This window comes from Bradyrhizobium sp. 14AA (assembly GCF_054185205.1).
In genome coordinates, this window is sequence record NZ_JAVAYM010000017.1 from 1 (window position 1) to 23,339 (window position 23,339).

The 23,339-nt window shown below is 63.1% G+C and carries 21 protein-coding genes; 6 read left to right on the forward strand and 15 right to left on the reverse strand.

The window, feature by feature from the left end:
• Positions 1–194 precede the first annotated feature (194 nt).
• The 12 genes from RAD15_RS26950 to RAD15_RS27005 form a co-directional block, all read right to left on the reverse strand.
• Positions 195–1,163, reverse strand: coding sequence for a zinc-binding dehydrogenase (locus tag RAD15_RS26950; protein ID WP_458181238.1), 969 nt, complete (start codon positions 1,161–1,163; stop codon positions 195–197).
• Between the two features lie 25 nt (positions 1,164–1,188).
• The gene (locus tag RAD15_RS26955) at positions 1,189–2,184 is read right to left on the reverse strand and encodes an NAD(P)H-dependent flavin oxidoreductase (protein WP_458181240.1); all 996 of its coding nucleotides are present in this window, start codon (positions 2,182–2,184) and stop codon (positions 1,189–1,191) included.
• Between the two features lie 337 nt (positions 2,185–2,521).
• Positions 2,522–3,172, reverse strand: coding sequence for a hypothetical protein (locus tag RAD15_RS26960; protein WP_458181241.1), 651 nt, complete (start codon positions 3,170–3,172; stop codon positions 2,522–2,524).
• Positions 3,173–3,235: 63 nt separating this feature from the next.
• The gene (locus RAD15_RS26965; RefSeq protein WP_458181242.1) at positions 3,236–3,433 is read right to left on the reverse strand and encodes a hypothetical protein; all 198 of its coding nucleotides are present in this window, start codon (positions 3,431–3,433) and stop codon (positions 3,236–3,238) included.
• 167 nt (positions 3,434–3,600) lie between these two features.
• Entirely contained in the window at positions 3,601–4,317 is a 717-nt protein-coding gene (locus RAD15_RS26970) for a hypothetical protein (RefSeq protein ID WP_458181243.1), read from the reverse strand.
• 42 nt (positions 4,318–4,359) lie between these two features.
• Entirely contained in the window at positions 4,360–5,763 is a 1,404-nt protein-coding gene (locus tag RAD15_RS26975; protein ID WP_458181244.1) for a hypothetical protein, read from the reverse strand.
• A 572-nt stretch (positions 5,764–6,335) separates the two neighbouring features.
• Entirely contained in the window at positions 6,336–7,124 is a 789-nt protein-coding gene (locus tag RAD15_RS26980) for a fumarylacetoacetate hydrolase family protein (protein WP_458181245.1), read from the reverse strand.
• On the reverse strand, positions 7,121–8,140 hold the full coding sequence (locus tag RAD15_RS26985) for a 2-dehydropantoate 2-reductase (RefSeq protein WP_458181246.1): 1,020 nt from the start codon (positions 8,138–8,140) through the stop codon (positions 7,121–7,123). Before RAD15_RS26985 ends, RAD15_RS26980 begins: the two co-directional genes overlap by 4 nt.
• A 100-nt stretch (positions 8,141–8,240) precedes the next feature.
• Positions 8,241–8,669 (reverse strand): CBS domain-containing protein, encoded by a 429-nt coding sequence (locus tag RAD15_RS26990; RefSeq protein WP_458181248.1) that lies wholly within the window; start codon positions 8,667–8,669, stop codon positions 8,241–8,243.
• Positions 8,670–8,869: 200 nt separating this feature from the next.
• Positions 8,870–10,192: an oxalate/formate MFS antiporter gene (gene oxlT, locus RAD15_RS26995; protein ID WP_458181249.1), complete on the reverse strand. Its 1,323-nt coding sequence runs from the start codon at positions 10,190–10,192 to the stop codon at positions 8,870–8,872.
• A gap of 261 nt (positions 10,193–10,453) precedes the next feature.
• On the reverse strand, positions 10,454–11,740 hold the full coding sequence (gene oxlT / locus RAD15_RS27000; RefSeq protein ID WP_458181250.1) for an oxalate/formate MFS antiporter: 1,287 nt from the start codon (positions 11,738–11,740) through the stop codon (positions 10,454–10,456).
• A 245-nt stretch (positions 11,741–11,985) separates the two neighbouring features.
• On the reverse strand, positions 11,986–12,123 hold the full coding sequence (locus RAD15_RS27005; protein ID WP_458181251.1) for a hypothetical protein: 138 nt from the start codon (positions 12,121–12,123) through the stop codon (positions 11,986–11,988).
• 378 nt (positions 12,124–12,501) lie between these two features.
• On the opposite strand from RAD15_RS27005, the gene RAD15_RS27010 reads away from it, so the two are divergent.
• A complete protein-coding gene (locus RAD15_RS27010; RefSeq protein ID WP_458181253.1) occupies positions 12,502–13,833 on the forward strand; it encodes an Hsp70 family protein in 1,332 nt (443 codons plus the stop codon).
• Positions 13,834–14,085: 252 nt separating this feature from the next.
• Here the strand turns inward: RAD15_RS27010 and RAD15_RS27015 are convergent, their stop codons facing one another.
• From RAD15_RS27015 to RAD15_RS27025, 3 genes are all read right to left on the reverse strand, one after another.
• A complete protein-coding gene (locus RAD15_RS27015; RefSeq protein ID WP_211417586.1) occupies positions 14,086–14,529 on the reverse strand; it encodes an SRPBCC family protein in 444 nt (147 codons plus the stop codon).
• Between the two features lie 232 nt (positions 14,530–14,761).
• Positions 14,762–15,040: a hypothetical protein gene (locus tag RAD15_RS27020; protein ID WP_458181255.1), complete on the reverse strand. Its 279-nt coding sequence runs from the start codon at positions 15,038–15,040 to the stop codon at positions 14,762–14,764.
• Positions 15,041–15,215: 175 nt separating this feature from the next.
• The gene (locus RAD15_RS27025) at positions 15,216–16,268 is read right to left on the reverse strand and encodes a SphA family protein (protein WP_458181257.1); all 1,053 of its coding nucleotides are present in this window, start codon (positions 16,266–16,268) and stop codon (positions 15,216–15,218) included.
• A 319-nt stretch (positions 16,269–16,587) separates the two neighbouring features.
• Here RAD15_RS27025 and RAD15_RS27030 point away from each other — a divergent pair, with 319 nt between their 5' ends.
• From RAD15_RS27030 to RAD15_RS27050, 5 genes are all read left to right on the forward strand, one after another.
• A complete protein-coding gene (locus RAD15_RS27030; RefSeq protein ID WP_458181259.1) occupies positions 16,588–19,278 on the forward strand; it encodes an arylsulfatase in 2,691 nt (896 codons plus the stop codon).
• Between the two features lie 190 nt (positions 19,279–19,468).
• Positions 19,469–21,913: an arylsulfatase gene (locus RAD15_RS27035; RefSeq protein WP_458181397.1), complete on the forward strand. Its 2,445-nt coding sequence runs from the start codon at positions 19,469–19,471 to the stop codon at positions 21,911–21,913.
• A 118-nt stretch (positions 21,914–22,031) separates the two neighbouring features.
• Complete coding sequence (locus tag RAD15_RS27040) at positions 22,032–22,424, forward strand: hypothetical protein (protein WP_458181260.1); 393 nt, start codon at positions 22,032–22,034, stop codon at positions 22,422–22,424.
• A 29-nt stretch (positions 22,425–22,453) separates the two neighbouring features.
• Complete coding sequence (locus tag RAD15_RS27045; protein ID WP_458181261.1) at positions 22,454–22,756, forward strand: hypothetical protein; 303 nt, start codon at positions 22,454–22,456, stop codon at positions 22,754–22,756.
• Positions 22,687–23,241 (forward strand): DUF2721 domain-containing protein, encoded by a 555-nt coding sequence (locus RAD15_RS27050; RefSeq protein ID WP_458181262.1) that lies wholly within the window; start codon positions 22,687–22,689, stop codon positions 23,239–23,241. Before RAD15_RS27045 ends, RAD15_RS27050 begins: the two co-directional genes overlap by 70 nt.
• Positions 23,242–23,339: the final 98 nt, after the last annotated feature.

Sequence of the window (23,339 nt, forward strand, 5' to 3'; positions counted from 1 at the left end):
ATACTGTATTGTGGTGCGGCATGGCGCTGATCTCCATTCGTGTCCCGGAACGCTTGCAGACGTCCAGGATCGAGTAGAATCAACGCCATGCGCTCTGTCCAATAATTTTGAACCGGACAGCCGTGGGACAAGCCCGGCCATGACGAGTGGAGAGGGTGGTGCCCAATCGCTCGTGCCTCACCGCACCTCGAGCTTCATAGGGTGACGACGATCTTCCCCAGATGCTTGTTCGCCTCCATGTGCTCGAACGCCTGGTCGATCTGGTCGAACGGGTACACCTTGTCGATCGGCAACTGCAGTTTTCGCGATTCCACCGCACCCCAGATGTCCTTGCGGACCTCCTCGAAGATTTCGCGGACCTCCTCGATGGTGCGGGTGCGGAAGGTGACGCCGACATAGTCGATGCGGCGTGCGGCATGCAGGTCGAAGTTGAAATCGGCATGGGTGCCGCCGAGCCGGCCGACATTGACGATGCGGCCCAAAACTCGCGTCGCGGCGAGGTTCTGGTTGGCGACCTTGCCGGAGACCTGGTCGACGATGAGATCGACGCCTTCGCCGTTCGTCGCCTTCAGCACCTCCTCCACCCATTTGGGATCGGCGGAATCGACGGCGAGGTCGGCGCCGTACTCCTTCAGCCGGCCGCGGCGATAGGCATCGGTCGACGAGCCGATCACGAGTTTTGCACCCTTCAGCTTGGCGATCTGCATCGCCATCAGGCCGACGCCGGAGCTGGCCCCCTGGATCAGGACGGCTTGCCCGGGCTGCACGCCGCCGACCATGACGACCGCGTTGTACATGGTCGCAAGGGCGACGGGGAGGGTGGCGGCCTCCTCGAAATTCATGTTCGAAGGCGCGCGAAACAGCCGGCCGTGGTCGGCGAGCGTGTACTCCGCGAAGGCCGCGCCGCCCGAGCCCATGACGCGGTCGCCGACCTTCACACCCTTTGCATCCGGTCCGAGCTCGGCGACCTCCCCGGCCCATTCCATGCCGAGCACGGTGCCGACCCCACCGGCCGCGCCATGGGCGTGGCCTTTGCGCATGCCGGTGTCGGCGCGATTGAGGCCGCAGGCGCGCACCTTTACCAGCACCTGCGTGCCTTTGGGTTTTGGTTGAGCGACGTCGGAAATCCGAGCGCCCTCAGGGCCGTAGACATAAGCCTTCATGAATTGCTCTCGCTTCTTGCAGTGACTATTCCGCTGCTTCGCGTTGCGGCTGAATGATCATGCCTTCCAGCCGGCCGCGAATGATCGCCTCCGCTTCGCGCACGATGCGCGAGATGAGTTCGGCGCAGCTCGGGATGTCCTGGATCAGGCCCTGCACCTGGCCGGCCGACCAGATGCCTTCGTCGGAGTTGCCGGTCGCATAGACCATCTTGCCGCGGGCACCCGCGACCAGCTCGCGGATGTCCTCGAACTTGGCGCCTTCCTTCTCCATCGCGACCACCTTGGTCGAGATCTCGTTCCTGGCGACGCGCGAGGTGTTGCGCATGGTGCGGAAGATCAGCTCGGTCTCGCGCTCGTCATTGGCGACGATCTTCTCCTTGATGAGCTGGTGGATCGGGCTCTCCCTGGTCGCCATGAAGCGGGTGCCCATGTTGATCCCTTCCGCGCCCAGCGCCAGCGCCGCCACGAGACCGCGCGCGTCGGCAAAGCCGCCGGAGGCGATCATCGGGATCTTGACCTTGTTGGCGGCGGCCGGGATCAGGATCAGGCCGGGCGTGTCGTCCTCACCGGGGTGGCCGGCGCATTCGAACCCGTCGATCGAGATGGCGTCGACGCCCATCCGCTCGGCCGAGAGCGCGTGGCGGACGCTGGTGCATTTATGCACGACTTTGACGCCGTGCTTCCTGAACTCGTCGACATGCTCCTGCGGCTTGTTGCCGGCGGTCTCGACCACCGTGATGCCGGCCTCGATGATCGCGGCGCGGTATTCGGCGTAAGGCGGCGGCTTGATCGCGGGCAGGATGGTGAGGTTGACGCCAAACGGCTTGTCGGTGAGGTCGCGGCAGCGCGCGATCTCCTTGGTGAGGTCCTCCGGCGTCGGCTGGGTCAGCGCCGTGATGAAGCCGAGCGCACCGGCGTTCGCGACGGCCGCGACCAGCTCGGCCCGTCCGACCCACTGCATGCCGCCCTGGACGATCGGATGCTCGACGCCGACGAGCTTGGTGAACCGTGTCTGCAGCATGATGTTTCCCCCGGGTGGCCCGCAGGCTCTGTTATCGGTTGATGGCGGGAGGATGCCGCCGAGGTCGGGAAATGTCTATTGCGCCGGCGTGCGGTGGAGGCGGGGCGATTATGCGGGGAGTGAGGGGGATTCCGCGGGGCGGATAATTGGGGCGCGGTGCATTCCGCAATCACCGCCGTCGTCCTGGCGAAAGCCAGGACCATAGCCTCAGGAGATGTTGTTTTGCGTGATGGTGGCGACGGATATCTTGTAGCCCGGATGAGCGAAGCGACATCCGGGATTCTCACCGCGAGTTGTCCCGGGTATCGCTACGCTCACCCGGGCTACGGCACTGGCGCTATTCCGCCGACAGCCGCACCATCTGCCGGCCGCCGTTCATGTCCTTGAGGCTGTTGACGAAGTTTTCCGGGCGCTGCCAGCGATAGGGGACCTTCAGGCCCATGAACTCGGCGATGTCGCCGATGAAGCCGGTGCAGTTGGTGGTCTCGGCGTTCCACACCGGCGAGCTCGCCTGCAGCTTCTTGATATAGGCGAACACGCGCTTGGCATCGGCTTCGTTCAGATAGACGCGGTAGCTCGCGGTCAGATAGTCCGGATCGAGATCGCCATAGCTCGCGCCGGTCTCGGACGGCACCCAGGTGAGGTGACCCAGCACGTAAGCAAGCGTGTCGCCCGCAGGCGTCAGGCCCGCGACCTCGACGGCGCGCTCGCTGGTCTTGCCGTACCAGACGAAGGCATGGCCCCAGCTCGCCGCCGTCCGCGCGCGGAAGTCGACGTAATAGGGACCCTTCTCCGCACGCGCGACCGGGCGCCGCGTCGATTGCGGCGCCGGGCGTGATGCGGTGTCGGTCGTGGCAAGCGCATTTGCGTCGGCAACGCGCTTGTTCGCTTCGTGGGCCGAGGCCGAGGGCGTCGTGCATGCGATCATGGCCGCGAGAGCGAGGCCTGCGAGAATGCAGGGTCCCGATCGATCAGGTTTGTTCGTCACGCTATGCCCCTCGACTGTCAGCCGCTTACGCAGATTCTGCTTCCGCGCGTATTTGCGTCGCGCTCAGTAGCGCGCTGCGACCGGGCCCGGCGCCTTGCCGATCGGGGCCTTTCCAACCGGGCTCTTGCCAATCGGCATCTTGCCGATCGGAGCCTGCTCGGCCGGATAGACCGGCACGGGTTGCCGGCGCGGCAGATCCGCAGCGTTCGCAGCCGTCGCCAGAGCAAACGTAGCACCCAGAGCAATTACAATCTTCTTCACAGCATACCCCTAGAAGGTTTGGTCCAAACACGGCTGGGCCGTGCCCCCAGACACGCCTCACAGAAGGGCGGCCGAATGCGACCACAGTGCGGCACCCCCGCGACATGTTGGCGGCATCTGTCGGGCGTACGCAGATGTGATGTGTCCGGATGTTTCGGAGCGTCGCTTCAGCGGTCGGCGCTGAGACGAAAATGCATCTCGATCCCAGTGGGCGATGCTTCGCTCGCAACGCGCCACGGCGAAAAGCCGGGCGTCGGATCCGGATCGGAGGGAAGGTCGATTGACCAGCGCTGCGTGGGCACGCCCGGCAGCGTCAGGCTGACGGCGCGGTGGCGCGTCTTGTACATCAGCGAGGCTGTGGCGATGATCGCCCGGCGATCGCCATCATGGGCGCGCCAGTTGGCCGGCAACATCGCGTTGGCATAGCCCTGCGCTTCCTCGACTTCGATCTGCACGTCCGCTTCCTTGTCCGGCAGGGTCATGCCGGCGGGCAGGCGAAACTCGACCTGGAGCGTCATGAAGCCGTGGCTGAGATTGGGCGAGCGGATCAGCTCGTACCATCCCCACCAGGCGAGGCCCGCCGCGATGAGCAGGACGGGGATGGCAAACGGGAGGGACAACCGCGTCGCGCGGCGAGGCGGGGCATCGGAGGTTTCCGCGGCCGGCTGCGGCGCTGCGTGCCGGACGAGGCCAAAACGCATGAACAGCCAGATGCCGGCGATCAGGCCGGCGATACCGCCGATCGGGCCGATGTTGAAGAAGGCGCCCATGGCGATGCCGCCGTCGCGGTCCGGCCCCGCCAGAGCGATCACCAGCGCGGCAAGCGCCGACCAGCCGGCGAGCATGCCGAGCAGGGCGGACAGGAGGCCGAGGATGAAGCGCATGCGGGATTGGTCGCACGGAGTGAGATCGCGGTTCGAGGGCCTTTAACCGATCCGGTTCAGGCTGTTGCGGATCGTCGAGAAGATGCCGCCGATGTCCTTGCGCAAGGCATCGAGCGCGTTGAAATTGTCGAAGATGCGGGCGAGCCGGTCTTCGACCTCGCGCTTGCTTGTCGTCAGCGCGTCGACGCGCGAGGCGAGGGTCACGCCCGCGTTGGCCTCGATCTCGCTAACGGTCTTGGCGAGGAGGTCGCGGGTGGCACCGACGTCGGTGATCATCGCCTCGATGCCGAACACCGGGGCCTTCAGCGGGACGAGGTCGGCCTGCGACTTCGACAGCTCCGTCTTGAAGGCGTTGAGCGTTGCGAGCGTTTCCTGCAGCGCGCCGAGGCGCTGGCGCGACTGGATGACGAAATCATTGAGCGCATTCTGGCGGTCGGCGAGAGTCCTGCCGTCGGGATCGGTCTCGACATCGGCGAGCGAGCGTTCGAGTTGCGCCTGGCGCTGGCCGAGCTCCTCGAAATCGAGCCTGATTGTCTTGAGGATATTGAAGCTGTCGTCGATGCGGGAGAGGCGCTGCTCGATCTCGATCTTGTTCTTCGACAGCGTCTCGACGCGGCTGCCGAGCGGCGCTTCGCCGCCGGTCTCGAGCTCGTCGACAGTCTTGGCGAGGTGATCGTGGCTGAGGCTGAGCTCGCCGATCAGGGCGTTGATGCCGGCGTCCGATGCACGCAGCGGCACCAGCTCGGCGTGGGATTTGGCCAGATCGTCCTTGTACTGGTTCAGGGTCGCGAACGTGCCGTGGACCGCGTTCACCCGCGACAGCAGCGTCGAGACGTCGCGCGCGATGTCCTTGAGCCGGTCGGCGAGATTGTTCTTGCGGTCGTCGGTCTCGAGGTCGTGCAGCGAGCGTTCGAGCTGGTTCTGGCGGTCGCGGATCTCGGTGAAGACGGGCTCGACCGCACGGCGCTGATCCGCGACCTTGCCGACCATCTCGCGCAGCGCCTGCTGGCGGCGGCGGATCTCGGCGAGCTGGTCGTGCATGTCGGTGGATTCGTTGCGGCCCTGCTGGAGCAGCGCGCGCTGCTCGGTTTCGCCCAGCTTGTCGTGGAGGGCGGAAACGGCCTCCCTTGGATCGCTCTCGATCAGGTGCTGGACGGTGGCATCTAAGTGGTTTTGCAGGGCGTGGGCGACGACGACATCCTCGCGGGTCTTCTTGAGGCGGTCACGCAGCTTGTTGAGGCGACGGTCCTGGCGCGACAGCCACCAGGCGGAGGCACCGACCAGCGCTGGGATCACGACCAGGATCGCGCCGGCCGCGATGCGTTGCGGCATCGGCAGGCCCGCGAACCAGGCGGGCAGATGACCGACGTCGTAGCCAAACGCCTGGGCGAGAAGCGCGATGGCGGCGAGCACGACAAACCAGGCAACCAGGAAAAACAGCCACATCGTGACTTCCTCACGCCGGCACAATCTCGCCATATTTGCTATTGGAGAGCGGAACCGAGATCAAGGGGCGCGGGGGCGAGCGGGATGTATCCGGTCGCGCGATCCACGACTGATTGCGTCGGCCGATCAGTGGCGAACGGCGTGGGTTGCCGAATTTTCCCGAAGGGACACGTCTTGTAGCCCGCATGAGCGCAGCGACATGCGGGGTGCCGCAACAAAGACTTCCCCGGATGTCGCTGCGCTCATCCGGGCTACGACACTACGGCACTAGCAGCCGGTGAACCCGAGCGCCTCGGTCGATCACTTGCCGAGGAAGTTCGAGCGCATCTTGTCGGCGAACCAGACCACGAAGATCGCAGCGAACGCGAGGGCAAAGTACAGACCCGTCCACAAAAATGCATTACCGGCATTCGTCATGGCTTCCTCCCTTGCATCAGAAATCAATCTGTTGCCGGGAAGGATAATGGCGGCCGCAATATTGCGATTTGCGCAGGATCAATATTGCCGCGCTGCGGCGAAAATGGCCGGCGAGCCTTCATTCCGATGGTCAGGCTACGGCACCGCGTCTGCCGCTACAGCCGAAACTCGTTGGTGAGCTCGCCGATGCCGTCGATCGCGACGGTCACAATATTCACCGGCTCCTTCATCACGCCGACGCCGACCGAGGTGCCCACCGCGATGAGGTCGCCGGGGAGCAGGGTCATGTCGTGGGAGATCTTGCTCACCAATTCCTGCGCGGTGAAGATCATGTCCGAGATCGGATAGTTCTGCCGCTCCGCGCCATTGAGGACGGTGCGGACCACGAGCCTGGCCGGATCGAGGCCGGTTGCGATGACAGGGCCGAACGGGCCGTAATCGTCGATGCCCTTGGCGCGGGCCCATTGCGGGAAAGTTGGGTCGCTGGTCAGGATATCGTTGGCGGTGATGTCGTTGACACAGGTGTAGCCAAAGATGAAGCCGTCCGCGTCCGCCGGTGAGACGCGGGCGCAGGTCTTGCCGATGATGATGCCGAGCTCGCCTTCATAGGTCGTCTTGCCGTCGTAATAAGAGGGGCGGCGGATCACGGCGCCCGGCGTCGTGATGCTGGTCGTGGCTTTCAGAAGATAGAGCGGCGCCGGCGGCTCGGGCTGGTTGAGCTTGGCGGCGAGTGCGTGAAAATTATTCCAAAGCGCGACGATCTTGCTGGGTGCGCAGGGCGCGAGCAGCTCGACCTCCGACAGCGCCAGAATCTTGTCGGTCGCGACGTTGCGGCCGAACATCTCGCCCTCGTGCACGCTGATGCCCGATGACGTCAGCGTGCCGAAGCCGGTCGTGCCGGCATGGCGATAGCGGAGCCATTTCTTCATCTCGCCCGCCATCATGCCACCGCCAGTGCGCGCGGATCTGATGGCGTCGAGACGCTGTCATAGAGGCCGGCGATGCGGGCGCGCTGGGTCACCATCGCCAGCACCGAGTCGAGCGCGGGCGTGGCGATGCCGGTGAGGCGGCCCATCTCCTGCACCACGGTGACGAGCGGGTCGATCTCCATCGGGCGGCCGCGCTCGAGATCCTGGAGCATCGAGGTCTTGTGCGCGCCGACCTTGCGGGCGCCCTCGATGCGGCGCTCGACGTCGACGCGGAATTTGACGCCGAACGTCTCGGCGATCGCTTGCGTCTCCACCATGATCGCGCGTGACAATGCGCGCGTGGATGGGTCGGTGCAGATCACGTCGAGCGTCGCGTGGGTCAGTGCGCTGATCGGGTTGAAGCAGACATTGCCCCACAGCTTGAGCCAGATCTCGTCGCGGATGCGGTCGAGCACCGGCGCTTTCAGCGCGGCCGCGACGAACAGATCGGCGAGGCGCTGCACGTCCGGCGTGATCTCGCCGGAAGGCTCGCCGAGCGGGAAATTGTTGCCATAGACGTGGCGGATCACGCCGGGCGCCTCGATCTCGGTCGCGGGATAGACGATGCAGCCGATGGCGCGCTCGGCGCCGATCTCGCGCCATTGCCGTCCGCCGGGATCGATGCTCTCCAGCGTCGAGTTCTCGTGTTGGCCGCCGTGCTTGTAGAAATACCAATAGGGGATGCCGTTGACGGCGGTGACGATGCGGGTGTGGGGCCCGAGCAGCGGCTGCATCTTCTCGATCACGCCGGTGATCGAATGCGCCTTCAGCGTGATGATGATGTAGTCCTGCACGCCGAGCTCGGCGGGATCGTCGGTGCAGCGCGGGTGCACGGTGTGCGTCTCCTCGCCCGCGAGCAGCGTCAGGCCGCGCTCGCGCATCGCGGCGAGGTGCGCACCGCGTGCGATGAGGCTGACATCGGCGCCAGCGCGCGCGAGCTGAACCCCGAGATATCCGCCGATCGCGCCGGCGCCGTAGATGCAGATCTTCATGAAATCCTCGCGGGAGACCGGAATTTTGGGACGAAAGATCCGGTCCGGCTCGGAAGCATCCGAGCCGGGGCCGGTAGTCGCAGGGGAAGGGTCGTGTCGGTTAGGCGGCGGCTTGCGGCGTGCCGTTGATCGCTTCGTCCATGGCAGCTGCGATGTCGCGCATGCTGATGACGGAGACGAGGCTGTAATCGTCGATGACCGGCAAATGGCGGATGTGATTCCGGTTCATCAAATGGCGGACGTGCTCGATGGTGTCGCTCGATGTGCAGGACACGAGTTGCTGCACCGAGACGAGCTGCGAGACCTTGACGTTGACGGCATTGGTGCCGTGCTCGGCGACCGCGCGCACCACGTCGCGCTCGGTGAACATGCCGACCGCGGTGTTGCCCTCGGAGCGGACCACGTCCTTGACCACGAGCGCGCTGATGTTGTTGGCGCGCATCAGCTTGGCGGCGATACCCACCGTTTCGTTCATTCGCACCGTGACAACGCGCGGTGTCTTCTTGCGCAGAATGTCTCCGACCAGCATTGCAACCTCCCTGGGTGAATGACGAGGTAAGTGTGGTATACATAATGCCAATCGTCAAGCGCTGGATTTGGCTGATCCGAAAAATCTTGCGACAGCATTACTGACGTTTGCGGTGCCTCCGGCCTCGGCCAAAAAACTTGGCCAAAAAGAAAGGGGCGCATTCTGCGCCCCTTTTTCAACCGTGCAAAGTGTGTGGTTTGTCACGCCGTCTCGGTCTTGGCGCTGCCGGTCGCGGTCGTGGCGCTCTCGGCTTCCTTGCCGAGGATGAAGGAGCGGCGCAGTGGCTTGATCACGAACAGCGCCATCAGCGCCGCCATCGCATTCAGGGCCACCGCGACCACGAACACGGCCTTCCAGCCGTACGTTGCCGAGATCACGCTGGCGAGCGGAACGAGCAGGGATGCGGTGCCCTTTGCGGTGTAGAGCATGCCGTTGTTGGTGGTCGCGAACTTCGAGCCGAAGGTATCGCCGCAGGTCGCGGGGAACAGCGAGTAGATCTCGCCGAACACGCCGAAATACACCGCGGTCGCGAGCACGAAGACGATGGGCACGTGACCATACGCCGACAGCGTCAGCAGCATCACCGCGGCGGTGCCGAAGGCGATGAACATGGTGTGCTCGCGGCCGATCGTGTCGGAGACCCAGCCGAAGAACGGACGTCCGAAGCCGTCGAAGATGCGGTCCAGCGAGATCGCGAAGGTCAGCGCCGCCATCTGGAAGCCGGCGAGCGTGACCGGCGTGTTGGCGATATTGAAGTCGTGCGCGATCGGGGCGATCTGCGCCGCGGTCATCAGGCCGCCGGAGGCGACCATGACGAAGACGAGATACATCACCCAGAAAATAGGGGTCCGAAGCACCTGCGGCGGGGTGAAGTCGATCTTGGTCTGCGGCAGGTTCAGCTGCTTCTTCTTCGGCGGGATCGAGAGCCGCGGCGGCTGGATGAAGAAGGCGAGGATGAACACGATCACGCCCTGGCCGATGCCGAAGGTGAGGAAGGCGTGCTGGTAGCCGCTCGATGCGATCATGGTCGCGATCGGCACGATGGTGAGCGCCGCGCCCGCGCCGAAGCCGGCAGCGGTGGCGCCTGCGGCGAGGCCGCGGCGGTCGGGGAACCATTTCAGCGCGTTGCCGACGCAGGTGCCGTAGACCGCGCCGGCGCCCATGCCGCCGATGATCGCTGCCGCGTAGAGCAGCGTGAGCGAGTCGGCGTAGGAGTTGAGCACCCAGGAGAGCGCGATCATCACGCCGCCGAACATGACGACGATGCGCGGGCCGTATTTGTCGACGAACCAGGCCTCGACCGGAACCAGCCAGGTCTCGGTGACGACGAAGATGGTGAAAGCGAGCTGGATCGCGGCGCGACCCCAATGGTGGGCCGCATCAATCGGATCGACGAACAGCGTCCAGCCATATTGCAGGTTGGCGATCATCGCCATGCAGACGATGCCCATGACGAGTTGGAGCCAACGGAAACCTGTGCGAAGAGGCGCGGCCGTGACGGCGCCGTCCGTGCTGGAAATCATCAAGAACCTCCCAACGCGCCTGATTGATTGCAGCCTGGGATTGCAAGATGACCCAGTGTCGCAAATGTTGTGGCTTATCGTCGCAAGCGCGGCCGGCACCTTGGTATACCATATTCCAGATTGCAAGTCCTAACTTGGATCCGCCTTCAACAAAATACGCAGTTCCGTTCGGGTTATCGGAATCCAGGAAGTTCCGCGCAAAACGAAAAACGCCCGGCCGCGAGGCCGGGCGTCGTGCTTGAATGGTTTGTGGCGAAGACGTCAGACGGTCGATTTTGCGACCACGACCTTGCGCCAGGGCTTGAGCACCGCGATCGCCAGCAGCGAAGCCATGATGTTGGCGCCGGCCGCGATGATGAACACGCTGTCCCATGTACCCGACGACTGTTGCATGAGGTTTCCGACCGGGACGAGCAGCGCGGCGGTGCCCTTCGCAGTGTAGAGCAGGCCCGCATTGGTGGTCGCGAACTTTGCGCCGAACGTGTCGGTGCAGGTCGAGGGGAACAGCGAGTAGATCTCACCCCAGGCGAAGAACACGAAGCCCGAGAGCAGCACGAACCAGAGGGGATCGTGACCCCAGAGGTAGAGCATCCAGATGCCGAACCCTTCCATGCCGAAGGCGATGAACATCGTGTTCTCGCGGCCGATCATGTCCGAGATCCAGCCGAAGAACGGACGCGTCAGGCCGTTGAGCACGCGGTCGATCGTGGCGGCGAAGGTCACCGCCGTCATCGTCACCGCCATCAAGGTGACCGGCACGTTGTCGACCTTCCAGTCGGCCGCGATCGGCTTGAGGTTCGCCGTCACCATCAGGCCGCCGGCGCCGACGATCACGAACATGAAGTACATCAGCCAGAAGATCGGCTGACGCAGCACCTCGGTCGGCTGATAGTTGCGGCGGCTCTGCAGCAGATTGGCGTTCGCCACCACGTTCGGCACCTGGCCCGGCTTCGGCGCCAGCAGGAAGAAGGCGAGGATGCAGATGATGATGCCTTGTCCCAGGCCGAAATAGAGGAAGGTGGTCTGGAATCCACTGTCCTTGATCATGGCCTGGATCGGCGCGACGGTCAGCGCGGAGCCTGCACCGAAGCCTGCGGCCGTGATGCCCGCAGCGAGACCGCGCTTGTCCGGAAACCACTTCAGCGCGTTGCCGACGCAGGTGCCGTAGACGCCGCCGGCGCCGATGCCCGCGATGATCATGCCGAGATAGAAGCCGTTGAGCGAGGTTGCCTGCGCGTTGATCGCCCAACCGATGGCGCAGAGCACGCCGCCGACCAGCACGACGATGCGCGGACCGTATTTGTCGACGAACCATCCTTCGATCGGCACGAGCCAGGTCTCGAACAGCACGAAGAGCGTAAAGGCCCATTGGATCGACGCGCGATCCCAGCCGAACTTCTTCTGGATGTCGGGGACGAAGAACGTCCAGCCGTATTGGTAGTTGGCGATCATCACCATCGCCGCTACACCGATCGCCAATTGCGCCCAGCGATACGTGTCGCTAACGCGCGCGGTGGTAGGGGCCGTTGCCTGCACCATGTCCGTCATAAAGCCTCCCGTGGCGCCTCTAATTTTTCTGCGAGCGCTGGAGGGGCATTCTTGTATGCATTATGCCAAGCTTCAAGCGCTGGTCCGGTCACCGTGCGCAAATGCCGCAGGCTTGTCCGGCCGCAGCGGTGACTCGGGGACAGCACAAGTAGAAATGGCCCCGTCCTGCGGGGCCATTCATCAAAAGTCGTATGTGAATTGTTCTGAAACCGTCGCGCTGCGTGACAGCGCGGGAAACGCCCGGCTTACAGGCCGAAGCGCGGCAGGTCGCCGTTGTGATTCGAGATCTCGGCGCTCGCCATCAGGAGGCGGTCGATCGCGGCCACCAGGCGGGTGAACAGCGAGGAGGAGGGGACGAGAGCGACGGAAGCGGTCTTGGACATCGGAATTCCCTTTCTCGAGACAGTCAGTATTGCTGTCTCATTTCGGAGGGCAATCTACGTATACCAGATGCCAGTGTCTATGCATGCCATTGCATAGCAGCATGCCCCATCCCGCATTGCAACATAATCATCCGTTAAAGCGGCCGTTCCGGGCTAAAAATTGCTGGTTGGACGGCCAAAATAGGATCGCGGCCCGCGAACGCCCTGCTACCAGCCGGAAAGTGACGCGAAAGCAGGGATCCTTTGGCTCCGCCCGACGCGAAATGACGCCCGATGGGGTGCGAATTCCGACCGCGCTGCAGCAAACCGGCCCTTGGCAGGGCAGGTCAAAGTCGTTAGTGGTCTGCCCCCTTTTCCAATCAACAGTCAGAGTGGTTCATGTCGAGCGCCTCGCCCGCCGTCTCGATCGGCATCGATTTTGGGACCAGCAATACGGTCGTCGCCCTTGCCGCGGACGATCGCCGGGTCGAGGCCATCCGCTTCGACCACGGCGGACAGCGCCACAGCACCTATGTGTCGGCCCTGTGCTTCTGGGAGGACCGGCCGGGCGCCGGCGCCCAGGCCGAGGGCGGCCCGTGGGCGATCGAGACGTTCCTCGAAGGCCGCCACGTCTACCGCTTCCTCCAGTCGTTCAAGACTTTCGCGGCGAGCTCTAGCTTCAACACCACCCAGGTGTTCCGGCAGCGCTTCAAGTTCGAGGACATCCTGGCGGCGTTCCTGCGCACCCTGGCGCGCCATGGCGGCGAGAAGTTCGGCTTCGAGACGTCCAACATCACGGTCGGCCGCCCGGTGCGCTTCGCCGGCGGCAATCCCGACGAGGCGCTGGCGATGCAGCGCTACCGGGCCGCGTTCGAGCGTCTCGGTGCCGGCCACGCGCGCTATGTCTATGAGCCCGTCGGCGCCGCGTTCTCCTTCGCCCGCAGGCTGGAGCGCGATGCGACCGTCCTGGTTGCCGATTTCGGCGGTGGCACCAGCGATTTCTCCGTGATGCGTTTCTCGCGCGCCGGCGGCGTCCTGCGCGCCGAGCCGCTCGGCCACGCCGGCATCGGCATCGCCGGCGATACGTTCGACTACCGCATCGTCGACCACGTGGTCTCGCCGCGGCTCGGCAAGGGCTCCAGCTTCCGCTCGTTCGACAAGGTGCTCCCGGTCCCCAGCGGCCACTACACCAACCTCGCGCGCTGGCATCAGCTCGCGATGATGAAGAGCAACGGCGATCTGCGCGAGCTGCGGGAGCTTGCGCGCACCGCGCTGAAGCCGAAGCTGCTCGAGGATTTCATCACCATCGTCGATCTCGACCTCGGCTTCTCGCTGTACCGCGCGGTGTCCGACGCCAAGGTCGCGCTGTCGGCGCATGACCAGGTCGACTTCCGTTTCAAGGGCGGCGGCGTCGACATCGGCGCGACCATCACACGCAAGAATTTCGAGGCCTGGATCGCCGACGATATCGCCCGCCTGGGTGCGACCGTCGACAAGGTGCTCGGCGAAGCCGGCATCACCGCGCGCGAGGTGGAGAAGGTGTTCTTGACCGGCGGCACCTCCTTCGTGCCTGCGGTGCGAAAACTGTTCGCCGAGCGGTTCGGCAACGAGCGGCTGATGTCGGGCGACCAGTTCGAATCGATCGCCTACGGCCTCGCGCTGATCGGCCACAGTCCCGAGCCGGACCGCTGGACCGCGGACGGCGGGCTCAAGTCGAGGGCGGGCGCGTAAGGCGCGGTCACGTGATGGCCACGGGGCAGTTTCGCTCCTCTCCCGTTTGCGGACAGGGCCATCGCATTTGAACACCGTCTCTCTGCGGCCCATCCTTCGAGACGCCCGCCGTTGGCGGGCCCTCATCAGGATGAGGACGGAGCGTGTGGCAGCAATTTCGACGGGCAAAGATGCTGCTTAGCCTCATCCTGAGGGCCCGCCAAAGGCGGGCGTCTCGAAGGACGAGGCGCGCGCTCAGTTCCGCTTGGAACGCTACTGATTGATCTCGGGCTCGACGAGTTTCGCCAGATTCCGCAGCGATTCCTGCCAGCCGAGATAACAGGCTTCCGGCGGGATGACGTCGGGGATGCCAGCCTGCGTAATGTCGATCTCGGTGCCGACCGAGACCTTTTTCAGGATCACCGTCACCTGGATCTCGCCCGGCAGATTGGGATCGTCGAACTTGTCCGTGTAGCGCAGGCGTTCGCCGGGGACGAGCTCGAGATATTCGCCGCCGAAGGAGTGGCTGTTGCCCGTCGTAAAATTGCGGAACGACATCTTGAACGTGCCGCCCACCTTGGGCTCGAAATGATGCACGGTGCAGGTGAAGCCGTTCGGCGGAAGCCATTTCGCCATCGCATCCGCCTCGAGGAAGGCGCGATAGACTTTCTGCGGGCTGGTGGCGAGAACGCGGTGCAGGCGAATAGTGCTGGGCATGTTTCTTTCATCCTCTTGAACTGATGGGCCGACCTTGGCGTCTACAGCCCATTCATGTCCAGAGGACGAACGGGATGGCGCCGATCCGACAGGGGGGCTCGATTTTTTTGCTTTTTGTTGGCAGCGCCGGCTCGGCCAATCAGGCCTGGCCGGTGCGAAATTGCGCTCGTTCGTGCCGGGACCTGAGTTGGCGCAACGACGATCGATCAGACTGCCGCCACATCCTGTGGCGTCATCGATGATGCGGCATCATTTTCGTCGACCACGGCGTCGGCGCGTTGAGCCGGTCGAGATATCCCTTCGAGATGAGCGCCTCATACTGCTCGAGTTCGTAGAGCACGAAGAAGCCCTCTGCGTCCGTCGTGCTGGTCCAGCGCGAACCGCGCCGGAATCCGGAAATGCCCATCCGCTCCGGAAAATGCTCATGCGAATGCCAGTCGCCGAACGCGCTGCGCTGTTCGGGGCGTACGCTCCACCACATCGCGACGGCTGCCTTGCCGAGCAGTGACATGCCGACCTCCATATTTCGTGGCGGCTGCGGACCGACGCGTTCACCGGCGCTGATGACGGCGACGTTGAATAAGCGTTTGGTCTCGCCACACGACGAAAGCCCGAACTATAGTCTGACGGCTGAAGGACGAGCAACGTCACTTGCCAAGCGGCCCATGTGCGCCGCCGAACGCCCGTCACTTCGTGATGACGTGCTTCGTCGGCGTCACTGCGGGCGGGGGTGCCGCCGGCGAAATCACGAACGTCACCCACGCATTCCAGCCCTCGGGCCGGTTTTCGGCGGCAAATTCCTTGTAGGCCTTGAAGTTGAGATAGCCCTGTTTGTCGCCGACCGGGAAGATGAAGCCGATCTGCGGGCCGATCCCGCCGACCCGCGAGCGGAAGCAGCCGACGCGATCGCCGGATCCGCCGTCGCAGCCGAGCTGCTGGTAGACATAGCCGACGAGTCCCACCTGCACCTGCTTGCTCACGAACTGGGACGCGCCCCAGTCGAAGTGCATGTCCACGCCACTCTGATACTGTGTATCGGTGTTCTTGAAATTATAGGTGAAGCCAAGCACGCCGGACAGCTCATGTCCGGTCTGCGGATTGAAATAGGTATAGCCGCCGCCCGCGTCGATGGTCCCGTGTCCAAGCCCGATATTGGCGATCCGGGTCGACTGGTAAGCCCCGACCGGGATGTCGCCCGTGACATAGGTCATGTAGTTGTTGACGCCGGCATTCCAGCGCAGCGCGAATTGCGGGATCACATCGCCGAAGGCGGTCACGGAATCGCTGATCGAATCGAAGCGCGAGACGGAAGCCGAGCCCAGCGGCGTCGTGAGCGTCCCCGTCAGCAGTCCGTTGAGCGAAGTGGAGTTTGCACCGTAGATTCCGATCAGGCTGGCCGAGGCCTGACCGCCGAGCACCGGCGTTGCGAAGACGTAGGTCGCGTTCAACAGTCCGAGATCCACGTTCGCATTGACGTTCGCGTTCAACGTGGCCGTCAGGTTCGCCGGAATCCGGCCGATCTGAATCTCGCGCGCACGCGCCACGTCACCGCCGGCGGACACCGAGGTGTGATAGTAGATCGCGGCGGCCGTCCAGCCCGGTTGCTGAGGTGTGGCAGCAAGGCTGCCGAACATGCCCGGGATCCAGAAGCTGATGCCGCTCTCATCGGCCAAGGTCTTGCTCGGTATCGATGCCAAGGCCGCAAATGCAATAGCGGCAAACGCTTTCGTCAATCGCATGCTGACTCCTCCCGAACCACGAGCTTTGCTCAGTGGGAGCGCCTGATATGTTACTGATCATATGACCCAGCCGACCGGGCTTGCCATAGTTGTTGATGTTGCAGGAATATTTGGCAATCAAGTGTAGCAAGCAAACAACACTACCGCGCTATGATACCAGCGCGATGGAGATGAGGTCCCGGGAGTTTACGGAAAAACGCCGCTCCACCGTCTCCAACATCTCGGCTTCTGATCCGTCATCTTGATCTGTTGATCCACATCAAGCCTTCTCTCTGATCGCCGGAAAATGATAGCGCTTCATTTGAGGGGAGTAATTGCCATGGGCACTGCGCGATCCTTTCATCTTGTCGCATTCTCACTGACCCTTGCCTTTTCGGCGCCAGCATTCGCACAACAAGCCCAACAAGCTGCGCCGCCGCCGGGCTCACCTGCGGCGACCATCACCATTCCCGGCGAGCAGCTGCCGCCGCCTCCGCAGAAATTCGGCGGCAAGATCGAGCGCGATGCGCGCAATTCGACACCGTTCTGGCCGGCCCGCGTGGTGCCACCCAAGGGCGCACCGAACGTGCTGCTCATCATCACCGATGATGCCGGCTACGGCGTGCCGAGCACGTTCGGCGGCGTCATTCCAACACCTGCGCTCGATCGTATCGCGCAAAGCGGATTGCGCTACACCAACTTCCATTCAACGGCGCTGTGCTCGCCGACGCGCGCGGCTTTGATCACGGGTCGCAACCATCACTCGGCGGGCTATGGTGTTATCGCAGAACAGGCCACCGGCTTCCCGGGCTACGACAGCATCATCACCAAGGACAAGGCCACGATCGGCCGAATCTTGACCGACAACGGCTATCGCACGGCGTGGTTCGGCAAGAATCACAATACGCCCGAATACCAATCGAGCCAGGCTGGACCATTCGATCAATGGCCGACAGGCATGGGCTTCGAATATTTCTACGGCTTCATGGGCGGCGATACCAACCAATGGGAGCCCGGCAATCTCGTCCGCAACACCACGCCGATTCATCCTTACGAAGGGAAGCCCGGCTGGAATCTGGTGACGGCCATGGCTGATGACGCCATCGACTATGTCAACCGGATGAATGCGCTCTCGCCGGACACGCCGTTCTTCGTCAAGTTCGCCCCAGGTGCGACGCATGCACCCCATCACCCAACGCCGGAGTGGGCCAAGAAGATTGGCGACATGCATCTGTTCGACCAGGGCTGGAACAAGCTGCGCGACACCATCTTCGAGAACCAGAAACGGCTCGGCGTCATTCCGCCGAATGCCAAGCTGACACCGTGGCCGAAAGATCTGATCAAGGAATGGGATCAGCTCTCAGCCGATGAGAAGAAGCTGTTCATCCGTCAGGCTGACGTATTTGCCGCCTATGCGGCTTATGCCGACAGTGAGATCGGCCGGGTGATCCAGGCGATCGACGACATGGGCAAGCTCGACAACACGTTGATCATCTACATCGAGGGCGACAACGGCACCAGCGCGGAAGGTCAGCCCAACGGCACACCGAACGAAGTGGCGATGTTCAACCAGATCACCCCGTCGGTCGAGGATCAGCTCAAATACTTCTACGATGTCTGGGGTACCGACCGCACCTACAACCACATGTCGATCGGCTGGGCCTGGGCGTTCGACACGCCGTTCTCCTGGACCAAGCAGATCGTCTCGCATTTCGGCGGCACGCGCCAGGGCATGGCGATTTCCTGGCCAGCGGGGATCAAGGACAAGGGCGGCATCCGCCACCAGTTCCACCACGTCATCGACGTCGTACCGACCATCCTCGAGGCGGCCCAGATCAAGCAGCCTGACATGGTGGACGGCATCAAGCAAAGCCCGATCGAAGGCGTCAGCATGATGTACACGTTCGATCAGAAGAACGCGGCGGCGCCCACGACGCACAAGACTCAATATTTCGAGATGTTCGCCGATCGCGCGCTCTATCATGATGGCTGGATCGCGAGCACCAAGGTCCTGCGGCCGCCGTGGGTGACAATTGCCAGGAACCTGCCGAGCCCGCAGGACTACCCGTGGGAGCTCTACGACCTCGGCAACGACTGGACGCAGGCCGAAGACGTCGCCGCCAAGTATCCGGACAAGCTGAAGGAACTGCAGGCGATGTTCTGGAAGGAGGCGGAGAAATATCAGGTGCTGCCGCTCGACTCGTCGGTGGCGACCCGGATGATCACGCCGCGCCCGAGCCTCAGTGCCGGCCGGACCAGCTTCAGCTGGACGCGGCCGATAACCGGCACGCCGAATGGCGACGCGCCGAGCCTGCTCAACGCCTCCTACAACTTCAAGGCCGATGTCGACATTCCGCAAGGCGGCGCCGAGGGCGTGCTGGTGACCCAGGGCGGCCGGTTCGGCGGCTATGGGCTCTATGTTCTGAAGAGCAAGCCCGTGTTCACGTGGAATCTCGTCGACCTCAAGCGCGTGCGCTGGGAGGGGCCGGAGCTGACGCCCGGCAAGCACGTGATCGAGTTCGATTTCAAGTACGACGGCCTCGGTGCCGGCACCATGGTGTACGGCAACTATAGCGGTATCGGAGCCGGAGGCACCGGAACGCTGAAAGTCGACGGCAACGCGGTGGCCACGGAGAAGATGGAGCACACGCTTCCCCTGATCCTCCAGTGGGACGAGGCGTTCGACATCGGCTCCGACACCGGCACGCCGGTCGACGACAACGACTATCAGACGCCGTTCGTCTTCACCGGCAGGATCAACAGGATCGCGCTGGACATCGATCGGCCGAAGCTGAGCCCGGACGACACCAGGCGGCTGCAGGAGGCTGCGCGCGCTGCCGGCGACGGTCCCTCGGCCGACGCCGGAAAGACGGCTTCGGCCGCACCGCAAGTCGGCACTGTCGGCCTGAGCCTGGTCGACAAGATCCAGTTGCGGATCGACAAGCGCGAGGGCTGTCGCAAGCAGGCCGAGGCGCAGGGTCTCGGCATGGTGGACCGCGTCAAGTTCGTCCAGCAATGCGTTGAGAAGTGATGTGGATCGCTGGGCTCAGAGGACTTGAGACGCCTTCTTGAATGGAGAGAGGCGTGCGCCATAGCTCGCCTCTCTCCTGCTATTCTGGTTGCCGGGGTTGAGGCCGGCAGTCTCAGCAGTTCTTTTGGTATCGAGAGGAAGTACCGCACCGCATACAGCTCCAACCCTGATTTCAGTGGAGTGACAAATGATGAATCCGCGCAGCCTCATTGTCACACTCTTCCTGGTACCGCTCGCGACCTTCGCGACACATGCCCAGCAAATTACGGGTACCCCGGGCTCGCCCGGAGCCACCACCACCATCGACGGCAAGCAGCTCCCGCCGCCCGATCCGAAATTCGGCGGTGTTGTCAGGGAAAAGGCCTCGGAGTCGAAACCCTGGTGGGCACCCCGCGTCGTGCCGCCGAAGGGGGCACCGAACGTTCTGCTCATCATGACGGATGACCAGGGTTTCGGCGCGCCCGGCACGTTCGGCGGCGTCATCCCTACGCCCAGCATGGATCGGATCGCCAAGGCTGGCGTGCGCTACACAAACTTCCATTCGACATCGTTGTGCTCGCCGACGCGCGCAGCGCTGATCACCGGGCGTAACCACCACTCGGTTGGCTATGGGGTGGTCGGCGAAATTGCAACGGGTTTCCCGGGTTACGATTCCATCATCCCGATCGAGAAGGGCACGATTGGCACCATCCTGAAGGCAAACGGCTACGCAACCTCATGGTTCGGCAAGGACCACAACACGCCGTCCTACCAGTCGAGCCAGGCGGGGCCGTTCGGGCAATGGCCGAATGGAATGGGCTTCGAATATTTCTACGGCTTCGTCGGTGGCGATGCGAGCCAGTGGCAGCCGAATCTCTTTCGCAACACGACCGCGATCTATCCCTTCCTCGACAATCCCGGCTGGAATCTCGAGACGGCGATGGCCGACGACGCGATCCAGTACATGAAGCAGCTCAAGGAGATCGCGCCCGACAAGCCGTTCTTCATCTATTACGTGCCGGGCGCAACGCATGCGCCGCATCATCCCACGCCCGAGTGGGTCAAGAAGATCAGTGACATGCACCTGTTTGACGAGGGCTGGAACAAGGTGCGCGAGAACATTTTTGCGAACCAGAAGCGGCTCGGCATCATGCCCGAGAATGCCAAGCTGACGTCCTGGCCGAAAGACCTGCCGGAATGGGATTCGCTGAGCTGGGACGAGAAGAAACTCTTCATCAAGCAGGCGGACATCTACGGAGCCTACCTCGCCTACGCCGACCATGAGATCGGGCGGGTGATCCAGGCCGTCGAGGATCTGGGTCAGCTCGACAACACCTTGATCATCTACATCGGTGGCGACAACGGCGCGAGCGCCGAAGGCATGCTCAACGGCACGCCGAACGAGTTCACGACCTTCAACGGCGTGGCCGTGCCGGTGAAGGATCAGTTGCTCTGGTATCCGTTCTGGGGATCGGAGAGGACCTTCCCGCATTTCGCCGCAGGTTGGGCGTGGACGATGGATACGCCCTTCAAGTGGGTCAAGCAGGTGCCGTCACATTTCGGCGGGACCGCCCAGGGCGTGGTCATGTCATGGCCCGGGCATATCAACGACGTGGGCGGCATCCGTCGCCAGTTCTCTCACGTCATCGACATCGTGCCGACGATCCTGGAGGCGGCAGGCATTCAACAACCCGACACGATCAACGGGATCAAGCAGATTCCCATCGAAGGTGTCAGCATGGCCTACACGTGGGACGAGGCGAACGCCAATGCGCCCACGCGCCACACCACGCAATATTTCGAGATGCTCGGTAATCGCTCCATCTATCAGGATGGATGGGTCGCCGCCACGACACCGGCGACGCTTCCCTGGGAACTGAGCACCAAGACGCCTCCGGACGTGATCACCGGGTATAATTGGGAGCTCTACAACGTCCAGGAGGATCCTACGCAGTCCAGTGACCTTGCTGCCAAGATGCCGGACAGGCTCAAGCAGATGCAGGATCTCTTTTACGCCGAAGCGAAGAAGTACAACGTGCTGCCGCTCGACAACTCGACGCTTGCGCGCTGGAATACGCCGCGTCCGAGCCTGACGGCGGGGCGCACCACCTTCACCTATTCGGGCGAGCTGATCGGCACGCCGGCCAGCGCCGCGCCCGATATCCTGAACAAGGGCTACACGATCACCGCTGAGGTCAGCGTCCCCGAGGGTGGTGCGGAGGGCATGATCGTCACCCACGGTGGGCGCTTCGGCGGCTATGGCCTGTTCCTGAGCAAAGGTGAGTTCGGAATTGGTCGCGGCAAGGCGGTGTTCTTGTACAACCTGCTCGACCTCAAGCGAACGGCCTGGGAGGGACCGGAGCTGACAACCGGCAAGCACACCATCGTCTTCGAGTTCAAGTCGGACGGTCCGGGGCTCGGTAAGGGTGGCACGGGCATCTTGTCGGTCGATGGCAAGGAAGTGGCGCGGAATACGCTGGAGCACACCATCCCGGTCACGCTTCCGGAGGACGAAAGTTTCGACATCGGCCAGGACACGCGCACCGGGATAGCGCTGGCGGAGTATCGCTACGACCCTCCGTTCAAGTTTACCGGCAAGATCGACAAGCTGACCGTCAAACTCGCATCGGAGCCGCAGACGCAAGGCAAGAACTAGCAGTGCATTGAACTGGCCGTTCGCCGCAACGCAGAGGAGAAAGCCATGAACATCACAAGAGGTCGACTTCGAGAGTTCATCTGTCGGTTTTGAAACCATGTGGGACAGTCCGAGCATTGTGAAATGGACCATTCTCGCCGCCGCACTGGAAGCCGCAGCCGCCGGCCTCGTCCTGTTCGTTTGGCCACCACTGTTCGCCTCACTGGTCTTTGGCGCTGAATTCTCCAACGCCGGGGATGCGCTGGGGCGGCTCACGTCCATCGCGTTGCTCGCACTGGTGCTCGCGACGTGGCCGTCGCCCGCCAAGACTCCCGACAAACGATCATCTGTTCAAACGCTTCTGATCTATAACCTTCTGGCAGCGATCTATCTCATCTATGTTGGGCACGACGGCCGGTTGGTGGGCATCCTGTTATGGCCGGCGGTCGTGCTCCACGCGTGTTTTGCGCTGTTGCTCGGTGCGGCGTGGTCCGCAACAAGAGAAATCCAGAAAGAAGACTTTTCGATTTAGTTCACGATCTCTGCTTGATGGAGCATCGCATGAAAGTTCTGAGCCATCGCATTGCCCTTGCGCTCGCCATAGCTCTGCTGGCCCTTCCGTCGGTACTGGGACCCGGAAACGGCGTCGTAAGATCGGCGCAGGCCGCCGAGGAAACGATTCAGACCATGCTCGCGGCCCAAATACGTGCACAAGGCTTCGCCTGCGAGAAAGCACTTGGCGCGACCAGGGATGCGAAGCGCTCCAAACCGGACTACGCGGTCTGGGTGCTCAAATGCAGCAACGCCAGCTACCGGGTGAGCCGCGTGCCCGATATGGCTGCAAAGGTAGATCTCCTTCGATAATAGCCAACACCCGCACATCGACGGACCAACATATGCAGACTGTAACCGATCTGATGCCAGTGACGCCTTCGATCGACCAGCTCGGTCGCATCATCGCAAATGTGGCGGCACCGGCCTTTCTGCTCGGCGCCGTCGCAGGCTTCATTTCCGTGCTGATCTCCCGGATCAACCGGGTGATCGACCGGTCGCAGTTCATCCACGGCATTCCCGAGAGTGACGAATCGAAATCGTTTCTCAAGGCCGATCTGCCACGGCTGCGCCGGCGGGCGGTCTTTCTGAACCGATCGCTGTACTGCGCCGTGATCGCGGCGATCTTGACCGCCCTGATCGTCATCATCGCCTTCATCAGCGCATTGCTGCATTTCGACCACGAATACGGCGTGGCGATCCTGTTCATGGCGGCGATGGTGATGTTTTGCGCATCGCTGATCGATCTTGCCCGCGAAACGAGAATCGCGCTTCACGACAACGACCTGCGCGTATGATCCCAACCCTGAGAGCTCGCTCGGATCGGTAGTCGGACGTGGCAAAAGGCTCCGGAAAGAACCGCAAGCGTCAGAAGACCCGCGCGAGTCCGCGGCCC